Raw genomic sequence first — 17,260 nt, 5'->3', positions numbered from 1 at the left:
GGGTATAAAAAGTAAGGAGCATTCGTTCCGCATCCATTATATTGCTTATCGAGAGGGGAGTATACATCATGATTCACGACCATCACAAGCTTGCAGCATGGGATACATACCAAGGAAGAGATCTGGGTGTCACGATGGAACCACAAGCCTGTAGTTTCAAAGTGTGGACGCCTTCCGCAAAGCAGGTGGATGTACTGATCTACCCGCCTTCAACAGGGGGAAGTCCCAATGAACCGAAGAATCAGGAGGTACAGCAAGAAATACCTATGAACAGGGAGGATCAAGGCATCTGGTTCCTGAAGCTCGAAGGCGAATGGAACAGTTATCGTTTTATGTACAGGGTCACCTTTGATGACGGACGGCAGGAGATTGCGGTTGATCCATATGCACGGGCAGTGACCATGAATGGAGAAATGGGTGTCATCGTCAGGCTGGAACAGACCCACCCCAAGGGGTGGAATGAGGATATTCGTCCAGAACTGGAGAGCCCGGTAGATGCTGTCTTATATGAGCTGCATGTGCGCGATTTCTCGATCCATGAGTCATCCGGCATGAGGCACAAAGGAAAATATTTGGCTTTTACCGAGACAGGTCTGCACGATTCAAACGGGAATACGCTGGGGCTCGACCATTTGGTTGAGCTGGGAATCACGCATGTACATCTGCTTCCGGTATTTGATTTTGCGACAGTGGATGAATCGAAGGCAGATGACGGGACTTCCGATTGCTCACGTTATAACTGGGGGTATGATCCGCTCCATTATAACGTTCCCGAGGGCTCCTATGCTTCAAGTGCAGACGAGCCGGAGACCAGAATTCGTGAGTTCAAATCGATGGTACTCGCCCTTCATGAGAAGGGCATCGGGGTCATTATGGATGTGGTGTACAATCATACGTTTGACACCGCTGGCAGCTCATTTGAAAAGCTTGTACCAGGGTATTACTACCGTCACAATTCGGATGGCACGTACAGCAATGGATCGGGTACAGGCAATGAAGTAGCAACTGAGCGCCCGATGGTGCGCAAGTTTATTATCGACTCCGTAAGGTACTGGGCAGAGGAATACCATGTGGACGGGTTTCGTTTTGACCTGATGGGTTTGATTGACACGGCAACGATGAAAGAGCTCGCAGCAGAACTGCATGCCGAGGTTTCTCCTTCCATCCTCTTGTACGGTGAACCCTGGGGAGCGCTGGAATCACCGCTTGGGGATCAGATGACACTTAAGGGAGATCAGCGTGAAGCCGGATTTGCGGTATTTAACGATAATTTACGTGGATCGATCAAAGGCGACAGTGATGGAACGGGAACCGGCTTTGCTACAGGAGCGGAGGGAAAGGAAGAGGATATATGGACAGGCGTACGGGGAGCCATTACCGATTTTACGGCGGGCCCATCGGAAACGATTAATTATGTCACCGTACATGATAATCTCAACCTGTGGGACAAAGTCGCCCAGACAAAAGGATTGCACGATACGCTGGGATTTATAACATATAGCGAGGATGGTCGTGTGAAAGGCAGCGCCAGCGTGGAAGAGGCTGTACAGCAGGCGAAGCCGTATTTGCACGTTGACCCGGATCGCATACTGGAGAACGAAACGGTCCGGCGCTGTCTGCTTGCTAATGGCATCGTATTGACTTCCCAGGGGGTTCCATTGCTTGCTGCTGGAGATGAATTTCTGCGAAGCAAATACGGCGATGCCAACAGTCATGAGAGTGGGGATTCAGTCAATGCCATTCGGTGGGAACAAAAGCAGCAGTTTAAACCTGTATACGATTATTATCGTGGCCTGATCCGTCTTCGGCGCGAGCATCCTGCTTTTCGCCTCCGCACCCGGGAAGAGATTGAGCAGCATGTTCGGTGGCTTGAAAAAGGAAAAGGAATGCTGGCCTATGAACTGGCGGGCGCGCCTGTCGGAGATTCCTGGGGCCGGCTGGTCATCATCTACAATGCTGCCAAAGAGATGCGTACCATCTCTGTTTCCCCACATGCATGGAATGTGGTTGTAGAGCAAGGAAAAGCAGGTGTACAGACGCTGCGTACGATCAAAGACGGTCAGGTCAGCGTTCACCCTTTATCCATGACAGTTATGTACTCAGGTGAGTGAGCATTCGTACCACACCTTCCTCCCATGTGGAGCGAGGGTGTTTCTTCTTTTCTGCATCTTTTTTCATCAGGACAGTACAAATGCTGTCAATCTATGGCGCTTGTTTACATATGATGTATCTTGAAAGCGATTGCTATGAGTATGTTCATTGCATTCTAAAATGCTAATTGAAAGCCTCTGTTCAACCGATATGTTGAGTACAGACAACCCCGGGTTGACAAATGACGTCTCGCTCCGTAACATCGGGACAACACGAAATCAATGGATATAAAGGCGGTGGGAACGATGCCGGAATGGACATCTTTTTGTTATGAAGGCAACGATCTTGGCTTAACATATACTCGTGCGGCAAGCACATTCAAGGTGTGGGCACCTACAGCACAGCAGGTATCCATACTCATTTTTGAGAATGAAGGCAACTACGATGCAAGTGGGAAAGTAACCGAACATGATGACGGACAGAAAAGGTCGATGACCCGTGACCCGGATGGAATATGGAGCGTACAGCTTGAAGGGGATTGGGCAGGACATTATTATATGTATCACATTATGCATGATGATCAGCGAGTTGAAGTGGCACCAGACCCTTACGCTCGTGCAGTATCGGCCAATGGACAGCGTATGGCTATAATCGATCCCAGTACAACCAATCCAGTGGATTGGGAAGAGGATGTGAAGCCCGTATTTCTGCGTCAGGCAGATGCTGTTCTATATGAATTGCATGTGCGCGACTTCTCTTCCGACCCCCATGCTGAAATTCCATATAAGGGTAAATATTTAGCATTTACCGCCTCGGGATTGACGGACAGAGGTGGTAACCGCATTGGTATAGACCATCTTGTCGAACTTGGTATCACCCATGTGCATCTTCTGCCCATAGCGGATTATCAGACGGTTGATGAATTGGCGACAACAATGGACGTTGGTTTGAATGGCAGAGTCCCGTACAACTGGGGGTATGACCCGCAGCATTATAATGTGCCGGAAGGCTCCTATGCGACTGATCCGCGTGATCCTGCGGTCCGAATCCGGGAGTTCAAGGCATTGGTTCAATCTCTGCACCGACAAGGCATTCGCGTCGTATTGGATGTGGTCTACAACCATACCTATGGCGTAGATGAGGGTCCTTTTGAACGAATTGTACCAGGTTATTATTATCGTTACCGTGAGGATGGGACACTGAGCAATGGTTCGGGTGTAGGCAATGAACTGGCTACGGAACGGCCCATGGTGCGAAAATATATTCTGGACTCCCTCTTGTATTGGGCAGAGGAATACCATGTGGACGGATTTCGCTTTGACCTGATGGGTCTGATCGATACGGACACCATGAATGAACTGACCCGCGAGTTGCGAGAACAGATTGATCCAGCTTTTATGATCTACGGAGAACCGTGGACAGGCGGAGATTCACCACTGGAGCGGAAAACGTTAAAAGGAACACAGCGCGGCCAGGGATTTGCCGTTTTTAATGACCATTTCCGCAGTGCCATCAAAGGGGATAGTGATGGTTTCGGTAAAGGATTTGTTACTGGAGCGGACGGTAAAGAGTACGAGATTGCGATGGGTGTAGCCGGAGCGCTGGATGACTTTACATCTTCTCCTGTGGAATCCGTCAATTATGTGACAGCCCATGATAATCTGAACCTTTGGGACAAAATCGCGACAACAATGAATCTCAGACATGCTCTTGGGTTCCCGGTATGGAGAGACGGGCAGCCGTTGGAGGGCGGAAGTGCGGAATCAGCGGTAAAAGCAGCAGATCCCTATCGGTATGTTGATGCAGATGATGTGCTTAATCATGAGATGGTCCGTCGTTCCTTGCTTTCCTCAGGGATTTTGCTTACCTCACAGGGAATCCCATTCCTCCATGCAGGGGATGAGATGCTGAGATCCAAAGCAGGAGATCACAACAGCTATCGCAGCGGGGACGCCGTGAATACGATCACTTGGGCTAACAAAGCTCGCTTCAGACCTGTTTTTGACTATTATCGCGGCCTGATTCATCTGCGCCGCACACATCCTGCTTTTCGGATGATTAACGCCGAGCAGGTACGGAATCATCTTCGCATCATGCGTGCAGAAGGAAATGTAATTGCATTTATCCTGGAGGACGGAGCGAATCAGGATACCTGGAATCAGATCGTTGTGATCTACAACGGAACAGGGCAGCAACAGCAGGTGAGTCTGCCGGAAGGGAATTGGCATGTCGTGGTGAATGATCATCAGGCGGGAACGGACTTAATTGAGACCGTGACGGGTGCTGTGTTGGTTGAACGATGGTCCTTGATGGTACTGTATGACACTGAGTATGCTGTGAGTGCCGAGCCCGCTGTAATTGAGATCCACGCGCCCCGTCTAGTATACAATTCCGGAGAGATTGCCGGATTGCGAGCATTGGTAAAAGACAGCCTCGGCAATGTGATGGAGAACGCCTCTGTGACCTGGAGATCTTCGGACCCGCACGTTATCGAGATTCAGTCTGATGGAACCATTCACACGGGGGAGACCGGGGAAGCGATCATTAGCGTCCAATGTGGTGCGATCACTTCAGAGTGTTCGTTGCAGGTCGATCACCTCCACCCGGAACGAATTGAAATAGTAGGGGAATCAGTCATGTACACAACACGTGTCAGTCGATTCCGTGCTCTGGTTCTGGATCAATTCGGCCAGCCTTTGCAAGGCATGAAGATACGATGGAGCTCGACTCGTCCAGATCATGCTGCTGTCAGTACAGCAGGAATTGTTCGTGCTTTGGCAGCAGGGGAGACTCAGATTATCGCGGAGGCTGGTGGGATTCAGGCATCACTGAATATCAAGATCCACAAACCGATTTCGCGTATTGTCACACTCCGATATGAACGGGAAGATCAGCGTTATGAGGGATGGGATGTCTGGGTATGGGGCACAGGCATGGAGGATGGAGCTTTCCCGCTGGAGCGAGTGGGCCATGGAGCAGAAGCCCGCTTTCGGGTGGCTCCAGGATTGCAACATCTGGGCTTCATTATTCGGCTGAACGAGTGGGAGGCCAAGGATACCTGCGGAGATCGATATGTAGACATTGTTCCTGAAGACGGAGATGTGCAGATTGTCGTTCACAGCGGATCGGATCAGATGCAAGTTATCCGTGAAAGCGGGGAAGAGGAAGATCGTAACAGCGCTTAAAATGGCTAGGCTATAGCTCTATACAGGGGTTAAGAGTGCATAATTTACAGGCGGTCGGATGGTATTCCGGCTGCCTTTTTGTTCAACAAAAGGGCACATGTTGCCCGGGAAAATAAAAAAACTATACAAGCCAGTGTTTGAGATGGTCTATCATTGGGGTAAATATAGATATGGCCCCAGATTCGGCCACAGCATTCAAAGGCCATTCTGGTCGAAGAGAGAAGCTTATGCTTCCTACCAAATATGAAGTAAGGATCCCTTGAAGGAGGATGTTCAATCATGAAATCCAACGGAAAAATGGCTCAACTTACGGCAACACCAAGAACTGAAAAGAAAGGTGCAGCATTGCGCCTGTTAAGACAAGGCGGACGCGTTCCGGCTGTCGTTTATGGCCCGGGACTGGAAGGTTCCGCGATACATGTGGATGAAAAAGAAATGCTGAAAGTAGCACGTACAGGCCGCTCCGAGATGTTCAATCTCCAAGTGGAGGGTGGCAAAACGGTTCCGGTGCTGATCAAGGATCAGCAGGAACGTAATGGACGTCTATTGCATGTGGACTTCCTGCAAATTTCCAAAAACAAGCCGATCAGTGTAAGTGTATCGATCGACTTCCAAGGTACCGCTGCTGGTTCCAAAGCAGGCGGTGTGTTCCAAACACAGGAAACTCAACTGGAGGTCGAAGGGCTTCCAGCTGATCTGCCAACCTCCATTGAGGTGGATGTTAGCGGCTTGGAAATTGGTGATCGCTTGACGGCGGCAGATATCAAGCTGGATAAAGGTCTGACTCTGGTGACGTCAGCTGATTCCATCATCGCTTCCGTGATGCCTCCACAAGCAGCTGAGGAAGAGCCTACGGCTTCTGCTGATGAAGCTGTACCGGCAGCAGAAGCGGAAACAGCCAAAGAAGAATAGAGGATCAGCATGTCCAATATGCTGTACTTTACGCAAGCCCGGTCATGATGACCGGGCTTTTTATGTTGGAGCAGGCCTTACGTGGAGCCCGGGGAAAGGATGGATCGAGATGTGGTTTTGAGTGATGACAGATTGCTGCACAGTCGCATTATTCGTTATGATGGTTTAGATACATGTATCATTCCCGCAGGTGGTTAATTGTTGACTTGAGCTTTGTTTGGGGACGGACGTCATTTACGAGCATAACGTTGCCGTATATGATGATCGGAGTAACCAGGTATAATTTTCACAGGAAAGCAGGTTTCACATGATGTTTGATCCAACGATATATGACAATTTGAAAGTAGGCTTTGAAAATCACTTGTATGATCTCGATAATCTGGATGAACTTATTTCCATAACGGATCGTAAGGATCAGCTGGAGATGGCGCACATGTCCAGAGAGTTCACGTTGCAGTTCTGCCTGAGAGATTGCCCGGAAGTCACAGGTGAAGTAGTACTGAGCACCTCGCTCGAGGACTTGGCAACTGAGATTCTGGAGATATCGGGTGGCCAAGCGGGTTGCCGTTTGCAATTGCGGTTTGGCATGATGATTAAGGAGCCGGAGATCCAGTGTCCGGCGATTAACTCTGTATTACAACAGAGCTGGCCGGAACAACGAAGGGTGCAGCATATTCATTATATATTTGAAGAGCAGCCAGCAACGTATGATGTCACAGCTGAAGTCCATTTTGACCGCAGTGTGAATGAAGATCAGATGGGAGATGTCCCTGCTCTGTGCGAACATATGGTGAATGTGCTGAATGAATTATTGCAATTGCACAATTAAACAACGGAAAAAGTCTTGTCTCTGGTTAAAGAGACAAGACTTTTTTCATTTTTTTGAATTCTACATAGGCTATCAGGCGTAGGTATAAGGACTTGAGGTTAACATTTTACGCAAGCAAGTAAGAGAATGTATATTTAATAAGCCGAATAAGTCCGATTGAACTATACATGTAAGGTGAATTTGCGAAAATGAATTTGGGACTAAAGATTTAGTACTGTACTAAAGGAACTAGTTTTCCTTGCCGATAAAATATCGAAGGGGAGAAACGACATGACAGAGAAATTAATTCGTCTGCTGCGTATACTTCAGGCTATACAAGCGAATCCCGGAATTTCCGCCAAAGAATTGGCGTTGAAATGCGGTACAACTGTACGCACGATTTATCGCGATCTCCGAATTTTGGACAGGGTTGCCCCTATTATGAACGAAGGTTATGGCAAGGGGTATCGGTTTATTGGTGAATTTGCCATGTATCCTCTGGATTTTACGGAACAGGAAGCGATGGTCTTCTCCATGCTTCCATCCGTAGTGGATACCTCACAACTTCCCGCTGAATTCGATTCGGCTTTTGATAAGGTAATGTCAGCCCACGCCAAATTAAAAACGAGAAACAGCGAAATAGTAGAGAATATTGCAGGTATTATTCGTATGGGCACGCCTGCATATCGGGAAGAAGGGAAATATCCGAATCTGCTTATTCCAGTTATTGAAGCCATTCTGGACCAGCAAACGATTCGAACCGAGTACCACACGCTTACGAAAAATGAAATTACGGTCCGGGACATTGATCCCTATTTCCTCATTCCGCGTGATCAGCGTTTCTATTTGATTGGTTACTGCCACTTGCTGAAGAAAGTACGTTTGTTTAGGCTCAGTCGCTTTCTGGACGTTGTACATACCAATACCCATTTTGTAATGGGTGATTTCAACATAACGCAGTTCATGAAAAACACATGGTCCATTGATCGTGGGGATAAACTTATTCATTTCAAAGTAAGATTCACTGAGAAAGTGGCCCCCTACATAAAAGAAGAAGAGATGTTTGTTCGTCCACGAATGACGGATTTGCCGAATGGTGGATTGTTATTCGAAGTTACGCTGAACAGTAGTCGTGAATTTCTGAAATGGTTATATCAATTTGGTCCCGAAGCGGAGGTCCTTGAGCCCCGAGAATATCGTAAAGAAATTCGTAAACAACTCATAGAGTGGATGAAGCACTATGAGGAAGATCAATAATTTCAACCCCTTCTAAATTCGAAAAAAAATGGGTAAAAGGAGCTTTTGTGATGAGTACCAAATTATTTGCAGCCATGTATGGAATGGAACATTATCATGGCGTAGAAGCTTTAAATGTAGGCGATACCCTCTTTCTGGTCAAAGATCCCGATAATCGAGTGGACCGCGAAGCCATTAAGGTCGTAGTTCCGCCCATTGGGACGGTTGGATATATTGTTAATCATCCACATCTTACTCCTCACGGCTGCTGGACAGGCTCGGGAATCTATGATGCTTTCCGCCAACAGACCTGTGCTAAAGTGAGGTTTGCCATGAAAGATATGATTATTGTGGAGTTAATTGAAATGATGTATGTGCCTGTTCCGCATATGGACCGTTTTATTTCAGATTGGCAGTCACGTGAAAAAGCTTGACGAAAAGCACAGGTGCACCAACATTTATCCGCGGATGAGTCTTGTATAGGCTGATTCAAGATGCATAGCTGTTTGGGCCCAACTGAAATGTTCAACGGTACTAACACGACCAGCTTCTCCAAGGGAACGGGCAAGTGAAGGATTGTCTGCCAGTTTGTACAGGTAGGTAGCGAAACTGTGGGGATCGTTATACTCTTTCACCAGGTATCCGTTACTTCCGGATGTAATGATCTCACGAATGCCCCCATTGTCCGAAGCGATGACAGGCAGTCCGGAAGCCATGGCTTCCACATTAACCAGTCCAAAGGCCTCATGCTCCTGTGAGGGACAAACCAGGCAATCGGCTGCCCGGTACAAACGTTCAATATGTTTATGGGCGACCTGACCCCGAAAGGATGCATCAACCTTTAATTTTTTTGCAAGCTGTCGCAGTTTACGAACGTACGCTTGAGGTCCTCTTCCAACAACGATCAATTGTACGGGTACCTGAGGTTGAAGAAGGGATACTGCGCGAATCAGCACATCCACGCCCTTCCCGGGAATCAGTCTGCCCACATATAGTATGGAGAATGATGACCCCGTAATTCCGAACTGTTTCTGCAGAAGCTGCTGTTCTCCTTTATTTGCAGGCGAGAAGCGGTCTAGGTCCACGCCCAGGGGTACGACACCCATACGTCTTTTCAGGGAAGGAAATCTGCGACCAAGCCTTTGTTTCAGGGATTGACTATTGACGCCAATCCAATTGGCTTGTTTTAACAGCGCTAATCTTGCAGGTCCAGGTTGAGCAAAGGTTAACGAGTGAAGATAGAGGACCACAGGCAAGTGGGGAAAAGCGCGTTTAACGGCAGCCATGCTATAAGGTCTGTTGTCTACCTGGATAAGATCGAAGGGGTGAATTTTCAATAAACGGATGACTGACTTGGTGTACTCGGTAGGGCTGCTTGCGGGCACGCGTCGGATCGTAATGCCGTCCATTCGCTCTGTGATAGCAAGGTTTGGCATCTGACGGCTAATGATTGTCACTTGGTGATGGAGTGCAAGTTCGCGAGCAATACCCAGAATACAGATTTCGACTGAACCGTTACCCGGCACAGGCAGTTTTTCAGGCGCAACCATAGCTATTTTCATCAACAGGCTCCTCCTTGTCCGACATCCGTAACAATCTTCGTCATGTATCCTATGCGTTAGGAGAGGATTTGGCTCCTATGAAATATGGGCGTGAAATTAAAATATTTGAAAAGAACGAAGAGTCTAAATGGCAACAATATGGAAGGGATAATATGCTAAATCGGTAAGCATGAGGGAACTGCCTTTTTGTGATATACTGAACAGGTTGCAAGTAATTTGTGATGTGTATGAGAAGCAGGAGGAAAATGATGTTACATTCACCACTTGGGCGTTTTCGACTGATGATGTGGTTGCAGGGCCTTTCATATGTGCTGTTGTTGTTTATTGCTTTTCCCTTACGTGATGCGGGGATTATGCCTCAGGCGGTCGTATGGTTTGGCAATATTTATGGTTTTTTATTTCTGATGTATATGTTATTTATGGTTAGTCTGTATACTACGCAAAAGTGGCGTTTACGCCGTCCGATTGCTATATTTTTTGTCTCGGTTGTCCCGCTGGGCAATTTTGTCTATGATTGGTTCGTCTTTCGCAAGTTGGATCGCAGACAGTCAAATAAAGCTTGACTTTGCATATCGTTATGAATATGATGAGAACAGGTTATTAAACCCGTTTCAACTAAAAACTACATATTTCCTGATGTTAAAGGGGAGTAGCTTTCACAGTAAAGTCGTCAGTTCGGGATTATATCCCCGGCTTTATTGGCAGCAATTTTGTTGTTAGCGAGACCTTTACCAAGTTTTCATGCTGGGTAAAGGTCTCTTTTTGTGAATATAAAGGACCTTACCAGCGATGGTAAAGGTCCTTTTTTTGTACATCATAAGGAAACTAAGGGGGAGTCAATTTTGGAGTTATCATTATTATTGGAGTATGGGTGGGTACTTGTCGTCCTAGTAGTCCTGGAGGGGCTACTTGCAGCGGATAATGCACTAGTTCTTGCCATTATGGTTAAGCACTTACCTGATGATAAACGCAAAAAAGCGTTGTTTTATGGTTTGGTGGGGGCGTTCATTTTCCGATTGGGTTCACTGTTCCTGATCTCATTCCTGGTGGACGTGTGGCAGGTTCAAGCGATTGGTGCCCTGTACCTCTTGTACATCTCAATAAACCACATTGTCAAAAAGGTGTTGGGAAGCCGAAACAAAACAGATGAAGCGGCTGATTCCACGCCCAAAAAACCAAAAAAACAATCCAGTTTTTGGATGACTGTATTCAAGGTGGAAGTGGCGGATATCGCGTTCGCAGTTGACTCCATACTGGCAGCGGTTGCCCTTGCTGTGGCATTGCCACCAAGTGGATTGCCTCCTATTGGCGGACTTGACGGTGGACAGTTTATCGTCATTTTCCTTGGTGGATTCATCGGACTCGTGATTATGCGATTTGCGGCTTCGTTCTTCGTCAAGCTGCTTCATTCCCGTCCAGGGCTTGAAGTTGCAGCCTTCGTTATTGTAGGTTGGGTTGGGGTTAAGCTGGCAGTCATTACATTGGCACACCCATCACTTGGCGTACTCGATGAGCATTTCCCGGAAAATAAAATTTGGAAATTTGGATTCTATATCGTATTGATTACCATTGCAGTATGCGGTTGGTTCCTGTCCTCCAAAGTTCCTGAAAAAGAAGATGAGAACCCTGTGGGAGATCTGGAAAAACAAGCAGGGAAATAACAAGATGTAAAGTCTAATCTGTCAAAACATGTACCCTAAATAATCGATATCTAACATCATGATATGCTTGAGTAAGCAGGGTCTGTTCCTTACAGACCCTGCTTTTTTTATATAATTGATTGGCACGAAGGTTAAATCCAATACATATGCAGAATAGGGGACTTTCCAAGAAAAGGGTTGACACACTGAAACGAGTCCGCTTAATATAAACATAATATTAATGAAGGGAGGCCGAGAGATATGATGGTTGGTTATGATTTGAAATCCACAATGACACTACGAAGCACAGACACAATTGTATATCCAGTTCATCGTCTCTTTGGCCTCATACGGGCGACATAGGGGAAGATGCATATCGTTTATGGTTGGAGCGTTATTAATCGATATGCTACTCTCGGCTTATATAGCAATGGAGAACAGACGCGGCATGTTCATGCTGCTTTGTTATCCGTTATTGTCATGAAGAAGTCACGGGCGAACTGTCCGTGACTTCTTTTTTTGTTGTACTGAATATGGATATGAATTCGGAAGAACGTTAGGTTCAATTTTTGAAATGAACCGAATTAGCTGAACGTACAGGAAGGAATAATAAACATTTATGAATACACAACCTCATTTATTTACAAGTCCAAATGAAATCTCAGGTGGCTACCGACATGAAGTCAAGCTGCCTGCTGGAGATTTAACCGTCTATGCGGCACAACAGCTGTTCTCCTCGCTGGATTACAAGGTGTTTGAAATGGCGAATAACAATTTGCAAATTCCGGGCATCTCCTACATGAGTTACACGCCTGACGTGCATGTCGGAGTAGGTACCTGCATCGGAACGACGGCGGTATGGGACGCCAAGAGTGGCTATGTATCTCCATCCATCGTGGGCAGTGACATCGGATGTGGCATGCGGGTGCATATGACCAATTTGCATAAGGACGATCTGAAAGACGTGAAGCTGCGCCGCAAACTTGTGAAAGCCATTGAAAAAGTGCTGCCGATGGAGGCGAATCAGCGTGGTCATTACTCGGATATCCGTCTGGAGCATATTGTACGCAAGGGTTTACATGGCTTACCCAAAAAATATATTCCGGACAGTTATACACCGAAAAAATCGACTTCCATCACCCATGTAGAAAGCAGTAAATTTAGCTATGATGAGGAAGTGTTAAACCATGTACCAGATATGACGTGGCATCGTGCTCATCGTCAGCTGGGAACCTTGGGTGGAGGCAACCATTTTGCCGAGATTCAAGCGATTGAAATTGCCGAGGAAAATCGAGAGATCGCCGAAACTTGGGGCTTGTACGATGGACAAATTGTTGTCATGATCCATTCCGGTTCACGGGCCTGGGGAGGGTATGTAAGCCAAACCAGTTCATCGGCTATAGCTAAAGTGATGCAGCGAAATGGGCTGGGAACTTCCGACCCAAGACTGGTTTTTGCGCCGCTTGAACATGCGGAAGGTCGCCATTACGTCAATATGATGTATTCTGCGCTGAATTATGCCGTGGTTAACCGCCATCTGATTGCTTATGCCATTCGCGAAGCGTTTCGGGATGTGTTTGGTCCGAAATGCGAATTCCGTACCCTATATGACCTGATGCACAACTATGCATGGGAGGAATCACACGCGGATCAAGGCTCGGTCTTTGTTCATCGCAAAGGGGCTACACGAGCATTGCCTGCAGGACATCCGGATAATCCTAAGCCATACCTGGCAACAGGTCATCCCGCTCTTATTCCTGGTTCGATGGGGACCGCTTCGTATATCATGGTGGGTCAACCCGAGGGAGCCGATAACTATTATTCAATCTGCCATGGTGCAGGACGCATTCGTTCACGTACAGCCACGAAGCGTCTGGTTACCGTTGAGGATTTTGCCACGGCGTTGGGTGTGGGTACAGCAGATGAGATCGTGGTGAATCAGCGTTCACTTGAATCCATTATTGATGAATCTCCGCAAGCGTATAAAAATGTCGATGAAATTATCGATAGTGTTACTGGCGCAGGTCTGGCTCAAGTTGTAGCCAAATGTAAACCACTTGCCGCTGTGAAGGGAGCGAAGTAATGACCATAGAGAAAGAACAAACGAATCATAATCAAGTCATCTATTCCTATGAGGAGCAACTAGACAGTCATATTCGAAACGAAGGCTATGCCATATATGCCCGCCTGATTCGAGGCATCATTGAAGCGCTCGGCAATCGTTACGGTGTTCGTTATGAACTTTATGCCAGCGATGATCCGAACAGTGAATACTGGGATCTACTCAAAGAAGATCTGCAAAGCAACAGTGATGAAGTGGAGCTGGTTGCCCGGATTTTTGAAGACCTTGAGCTGCGTACACTGCACTATGAGGACGATGGAGATACACCATCGTATGGTGTGCATTATTCGATTCGTAACAATGTATTTGCCTATCCCCAGTGGGGCGTAGCGCTCGTCCGCATTCCATTCTTCCGGGAGAACGGGATCTACCAAGAGGATTTTGTGTTTGCTACAGGAGAAGAGGAATTAAAGGATTTTCTGGGCAGTGTGCGGGAACGGGAACGGCAGCAAAATATGAAAAAAGTTACGGTTTACACGGATGCACGCAATGGCAGTGACCGTCATGTCGAATCCATTACCCGGGCTGTGGGAAGAGATGAGGTTGTACTTTCTCCGCAAATTAAACAGGATATTTTCCGCTCGCTGGATCAGTTTTTCGAGGCGGATCGCTCCTTTTATCGAGATTACGATATTCCGTATAAGCGGGGGATTCTGCTCTATGGACACCCTGGAAATGGCAAGACTACCCTTGTGAAGTCCATTGCGGGAAGCGTACCGGGGCCTGCTGCATATTGGCAAATTACAGAATACACAAACAGTGAATCGGTGCGTGAAGTGTTTGAGGCAGCCAAACGTTTGGCACCGATGGTGCTGATCATTGAGGATATTGATTCCATGCCCGATGAAGTGCGTTCCTTTTTCCTGAATACACTGGATGGGGCAACGTCCAAAGAAGGGATCTTCCTGATTGGCACAACGAATTATCCGGAGAAAATAGACCCTGGCCTCATGAACCGTGCCGGAAGGTTTGATCGGGCTTATGAGATACCGCTGCCGGACGAAGCGCTGCGTCTGCAGTATTTGCATCAGCGCGGTTTCAAAACCTTTGCGGGGGAAGAGGGAACGCTTGAAGCCGCCCGATTGACGGATACCTTCTCTCTGGCACAGCTGGGAGAACTGTATGTCAGCGCAGCCCTGGAATGGCATCAGAATGGACATACGGACATTGTGCAAATCATTCAGTCGATGCGGGGAGAGCTGGATAAGAGTCATAAACATAACTGGTTGACACAGCCAGGCAAGGGACGTGCAGGTTTTTATTAATAGACTATAAATTTTTTGGGTAACTGTAACCGGAACGGCTGCTTTGCTTTTATGTTAAATTTTAAAAATAGACCAAAAATATTATCACCTCAAATGGGTATACTAAGGCTGTCTGATCCAACATACAATGACTTTCGGGAGGTACATATCGCAGTCCTGAACTGTGTAAGATGCCGGAAAGTGACGCGAACTGTTTTCAGTGGTTTGTTACATGTTGTATGACAGAGGAAAGAGCATATGAACAAAAGGTAATATACAACAATTTTCATGCCAATTGTTTAAATCCTTCTGTAGCGGTTAATAGTAGACAGACAACAACAAAAACTTTAATTAGAGGTGAATGATATGGGTTGGTTATGGTCATTAATTATCGGTGGTATCATTGGTTGGTTGGCAGGTCTGATTGTTGGTCGTGACATTCCCGGCGGCGTTATCGGTAACATCATTGCCGGTTTTATCGGCGGATGGTTAGGCGGAGTGATTCTGGGAGATATGGGCCCTGAAATGGGCGGATTCTACATTGTGCCGGCATTAATCGGTGCTATCGTACTTGTAGCGATCGTAAGTTTGATCTTCCGTTCCATGGGTCGCAGCCGCGGGTAACGCATTCAAGATCTCTTGAATATATATCAAGTCGGCAACGAGCAATTTGAATGACGGTTAATGTAACAAATGATCTTAAGAGGTTGATGGAAGTCCACGAGGTGGCTTTCCATCAACCTCTTTTTGTTTTAAGATATAGATGTACAAAAGAAAGGGATGAATCTGAATGGAAAAAGCAACATTTGCCGGGGGATGCTTCTGGTGTATGGTTACACCGTTTGAAGAGCAGCCAGGCATTCATGGTATTGTATCCGGCTATACTGGCGGTCATGTCGATCATCCAACATATGAGCAGGTCAAAACAGGGGAGACCGGTCATGTTGAGGTTGTTGAAATTACATTTGATCCAGAGGTATTCCCGTACGAAAGACTGCTGGAGCTGTACTGGCCTCAGATTGACCCAACCGATGACGGAGGGCAATTCCAGGACCGGGGTACTCAATATAGAACTGCTGTATTTGTACATAACGAGCGTCAGCGTGAATTGGCTGAGCAGTCCAAACAGGAACTTGCAGCCAGTGGACGATTCGTGCAGCCGATAGTCACCGAGATTCGGGACGCTGCTGTATTCTATCCAGCAGAAGACTACCATCAAGATTACCACAAAAAGAATCAGAAGCATTATAAAGAAGACCGTGCGTTATCCGGACGGGATGAATTCATTGAAGAAAACTGGAAATAATTGATTTCAGTACTTCAGTCAGGTGTCATCAGCTTGCATGGAAAAGCCGGGATTAGTTCCAACAGGAACTATCCCGGCTTTATTGGGTTGTTCAATGAACAGGAGAATGCTGAGGATGTTTGTTCCAGCCTCAATGGCTACAGTTCTTATCTGCGTTTCCCCACAAGTATTTCTAAATCAATGGTGATCTGCGACAAGGACTTTTGAACGCTGGCTATGGCTGTTTCTGTTCCATGCCAAGAGAGGGGTGTCATATGAATAATTGAATTCACCATAACTTCCGTTACGGGCAGGGTGTATGTCAGCGGAATGCTCTCTATAAGGTGATGATGGTTGCGAAAGCGGTCCAATACATACTCCCGGCTGTCTATATGGTCTTGTCGTTCCGGGAGCAAAAGCTCCCTCAGTTCCATTAGATATTGCTCACGGGGAATCACTTTGATGATCAAGCCATCAGGCTTCATAATCCGTCCAAACTCTTCATAGTTCGAAGGGGAGAGGATATTCAGGATCACGTCCAGCTGCCCCTCTGCAAAAGGACTGTAAGCCAGATCACCGACAAACCAGATTTGCTGGTCGTAGGTAGAGGAAGCCATGGCAATCCCCTCTTTGGCGATGTCGATCCCCCAGCCTACAGCCGGAGTATTCTGTGTAATCTGCTCCAACAGGGTCCCTTCTCCTGCACCTGCATCCAGAATATGCAAGGGCTGACTGCTGTCAGTAGTATAATCTTCAATCCAATTGCGAATGAGTACAATCAGAGGCGTATAGATCGCAGATTGAGTTAGAATATTCCTTTTGGCCGTAAATAAACGTTTGTCATAGTTGCCCTTGAAAAAGCGTGTCATAAAATTGATATAGCCTTGTCTTGCCAAATCAAAGCTGTGTCTGGAACTGCATTGAATATGGTCCCGACTAATCATTGTCATTGTACGATGACAGACGGGACATTTAAGCATATGGATATAGGCTTGAATAAGCGCAGCACTACGTTCTCTGCGATGGATTGACATGGAATAGCACCCCATTCATTCAGATCTGGATAACTGAAGAAAAGGGCATAACAAATAAACCTCTATATCGTACATTTTAAAAAAAAGAGGTTGATGTTATGCCCGCAGTTATCTGTACCGAATGAATTGAATAATCATGGG

At 46.8% G+C, this 17,260-nt stretch carries 14 protein-coding genes; 12 read left to right on the top strand and 2 right to left on the bottom strand.

Features of this window, described 5'->3' with window-relative positions:
* The first annotated feature begins 68 nt into the window (after nucleotides 1–68).
* The 6 genes from pulA (JNUCC31_RS07230) (at nucleotide 69) to JNUCC31_RS07205 (ending at nucleotide 8,666) form a co-directional block, all read left to right on the top strand.
* Entirely contained in the window at nucleotides 69–2,111 is a 2,043-nt protein-coding gene (pulA, locus tag JNUCC31_RS07230) for a type I pullulanase (protein ID WP_192270060.1), read from the top strand.
* A 285-nt stretch (nucleotides 2,112–2,396) separates the two neighbouring features.
* Nucleotides 2,397–5,276, top strand: coding sequence for a type I pullulanase (gene pulA / locus JNUCC31_RS07225; RefSeq protein WP_192270058.1), 2,880 nt, complete (start codon nucleotides 2,397–2,399; stop codon nucleotides 5,274–5,276).
* Nucleotides 5,277–5,555: 279 nt separating this feature from the next.
* The gene (locus JNUCC31_RS07220; RefSeq protein ID WP_192270056.1) at nucleotides 5,556–6,188 is read left to right on the top strand and encodes a 50S ribosomal protein L25; all 633 of its coding nucleotides are present in this window, start codon (nucleotides 5,556–5,558) and stop codon (nucleotides 6,186–6,188) included.
* Between the two features lie 307 nt (nucleotides 6,189–6,495).
* Nucleotides 6,496–7,017 carry a hypothetical protein gene (locus JNUCC31_RS07215; RefSeq protein ID WP_228469564.1) on the top strand — a complete coding sequence of 174 codons (522 nt, stop codon included), beginning with the start codon at nucleotides 6,496–6,498 and terminating at the stop codon, nucleotides 7,015–7,017.
* Between the two features lie 270 nt (nucleotides 7,018–7,287).
* The gene (locus tag JNUCC31_RS07210; protein ID WP_192270054.1) at nucleotides 7,288–8,253 is read left to right on the top strand and encodes a helix-turn-helix transcriptional regulator; all 966 of its coding nucleotides are present in this window, start codon (nucleotides 7,288–7,290) and stop codon (nucleotides 8,251–8,253) included.
* Nucleotides 8,254–8,303: 50 nt separating this feature from the next.
* A complete protein-coding gene (locus JNUCC31_RS07205) occupies nucleotides 8,304–8,666 on the top strand; it encodes an HIRAN domain-containing protein (RefSeq protein WP_192270052.1) in 363 nt (120 codons plus the stop codon).
* Between the two features lie 24 nt (nucleotides 8,667–8,690).
* On the opposite strand, the gene JNUCC31_RS07200 is transcribed toward JNUCC31_RS07205, so the two are convergent.
* Entirely contained in the window at nucleotides 8,691–9,794 is a 1,104-nt protein-coding gene (locus JNUCC31_RS07200; protein ID WP_192270050.1) for a glycosyltransferase family 4 protein, read from the bottom strand.
* 245 nt (nucleotides 9,795–10,039) lie between these two features.
* Here JNUCC31_RS07200 and JNUCC31_RS07195 point away from each other — a divergent pair, with 245 nt between their 5' ends.
* From JNUCC31_RS07195 to msrA, 6 genes are all read left to right on the top strand, one after another.
* Entirely contained in the window at nucleotides 10,040–10,357 is a 318-nt protein-coding gene (locus JNUCC31_RS07195) for a DUF3817 domain-containing protein (protein ID WP_192270048.1), read from the top strand.
* A 279-nt stretch (nucleotides 10,358–10,636) separates the two neighbouring features.
* Nucleotides 10,637–11,455 (top strand): TerC family protein, encoded by an 819-nt coding sequence (locus tag JNUCC31_RS07190; protein ID WP_192270046.1) that lies wholly within the window; start codon nucleotides 10,637–10,639, stop codon nucleotides 11,453–11,455.
* Nucleotides 11,456–12,053: 598 nt separating this feature from the next.
* Nucleotides 12,054–13,517, top strand: a complete 1,464-nt coding sequence (locus JNUCC31_RS07185; protein WP_228469563.1) for an RtcB family protein — start codon at nucleotides 12,054–12,056, stop codon at nucleotides 13,515–13,517.
* The gene (locus JNUCC31_RS07180) at nucleotides 13,517–14,821 is read left to right on the top strand and encodes an AAA family ATPase (RefSeq protein ID WP_192270044.1); all 1,305 of its coding nucleotides are present in this window, start codon (nucleotides 13,517–13,519) and stop codon (nucleotides 14,819–14,821) included. The genes JNUCC31_RS07185 and JNUCC31_RS07180 overlap by 1 nt, the downstream gene beginning before the upstream one ends.
* 345 nt (nucleotides 14,822–15,166) lie before the next feature.
* Nucleotides 15,167–15,424, top strand: a complete 258-nt coding sequence (locus JNUCC31_RS07175; protein WP_017686880.1) for a GlsB/YeaQ/YmgE family stress response membrane protein — start codon at nucleotides 15,167–15,169, stop codon at nucleotides 15,422–15,424.
* A gap of 166 nt (nucleotides 15,425–15,590) precedes the next feature.
* Complete coding sequence (msrA, locus tag JNUCC31_RS07170) at nucleotides 15,591–16,106, top strand: peptide-methionine (S)-S-oxide reductase MsrA (RefSeq protein WP_192270041.1); 516 nt, start codon at nucleotides 15,591–15,593, stop codon at nucleotides 16,104–16,106.
* 146 nt (nucleotides 16,107–16,252) lie between these two features.
* Here the strand turns inward: msrA and JNUCC31_RS07165 are convergent, their stop codons facing one another.
* Complete coding sequence (locus tag JNUCC31_RS07165) at nucleotides 16,253–17,119, bottom strand: putative RNA methyltransferase (protein ID WP_192270039.1); 867 nt, start codon at nucleotides 17,117–17,119, stop codon at nucleotides 16,253–16,255.
* Nucleotides 17,120–17,260 lie beyond the last annotated feature (141 nt).

Source organism: Paenibacillus sp. JNUCC-31 (assembly GCF_014844075.1).
Lineage (GTDB): Bacteria > Bacillota > Bacilli > Paenibacillales > Paenibacillaceae > Paenibacillus.
Note: the sequence above shows the minus strand (reverse complement) of the source record. Positions and strands in the feature narration are given on the sequence as shown.

Bases quoted from the DNA above. Each gene is read 5' to 3' on its own strand.
- JNUCC31_RS07200 (WP_192270050.1), bottom strand. From the start codon at position 9,794: ATGAAAATAGCTATGGTTGCGCCTGAAAAACTGCCTGTGCCGGGTAAC.
- pulA (WP_192270060.1), top strand. From the start codon at position 69: ATGATTCACGACCATCACAAGCTTGCAGCATGGGATACATACCAAGGA.
- JNUCC31_RS07165 (WP_192270039.1), bottom strand. From the start codon at position 17,119: ATGTCAATCCATCGCAGAGAACGTAGTGCTGCGCTTATTCAAGCCTAT.
- JNUCC31_RS07195 (WP_192270048.1), top strand. From the start codon at position 10,040: ATGATGTTACATTCACCACTTGGGCGTTTTCGACTGATGATGTGGTTG.
- JNUCC31_RS07205 (WP_192270052.1), top strand. From the start codon at position 8,304: ATGAGTACCAAATTATTTGCAGCCATGTATGGAATGGAACATTATCAT.
- msrA (WP_192270041.1), top strand. From the start codon at position 15,591: ATGGAAAAAGCAACATTTGCCGGGGGATGCTTCTGGTGTATGGTTACA.
- JNUCC31_RS07215 (WP_228469564.1), top strand. From the start codon at position 6,496: ATGATGTTTGATCCAACGATATATGACAATTTGAAAGTAGGCTTTGAA.
- pulA (WP_192270058.1), top strand. From the start codon at position 2,397: ATGCCGGAATGGACATCTTTTTGTTATGAAGGCAACGATCTTGGCTTA.
- JNUCC31_RS07175 (WP_017686880.1), top strand. From the start codon at position 15,167: ATGGGTTGGTTATGGTCATTAATTATCGGTGGTATCATTGGTTGGTTG.
- JNUCC31_RS07220 (WP_192270056.1), top strand. From the start codon at position 5,556: ATGAAATCCAACGGAAAAATGGCTCAACTTACGGCAACACCAAGAACT.
- JNUCC31_RS07185 (WP_228469563.1), top strand. From the start codon at position 12,054: ATGAATACACAACCTCATTTATTTACAAGTCCAAATGAAATCTCAGGT.
- JNUCC31_RS07180 (WP_192270044.1), top strand. From the start codon at position 13,517: ATGACCATAGAGAAAGAACAAACGAATCATAATCAAGTCATCTATTCC.
- JNUCC31_RS07210 (WP_192270054.1), top strand. From the start codon at position 7,288: ATGACAGAGAAATTAATTCGTCTGCTGCGTATACTTCAGGCTATACAA.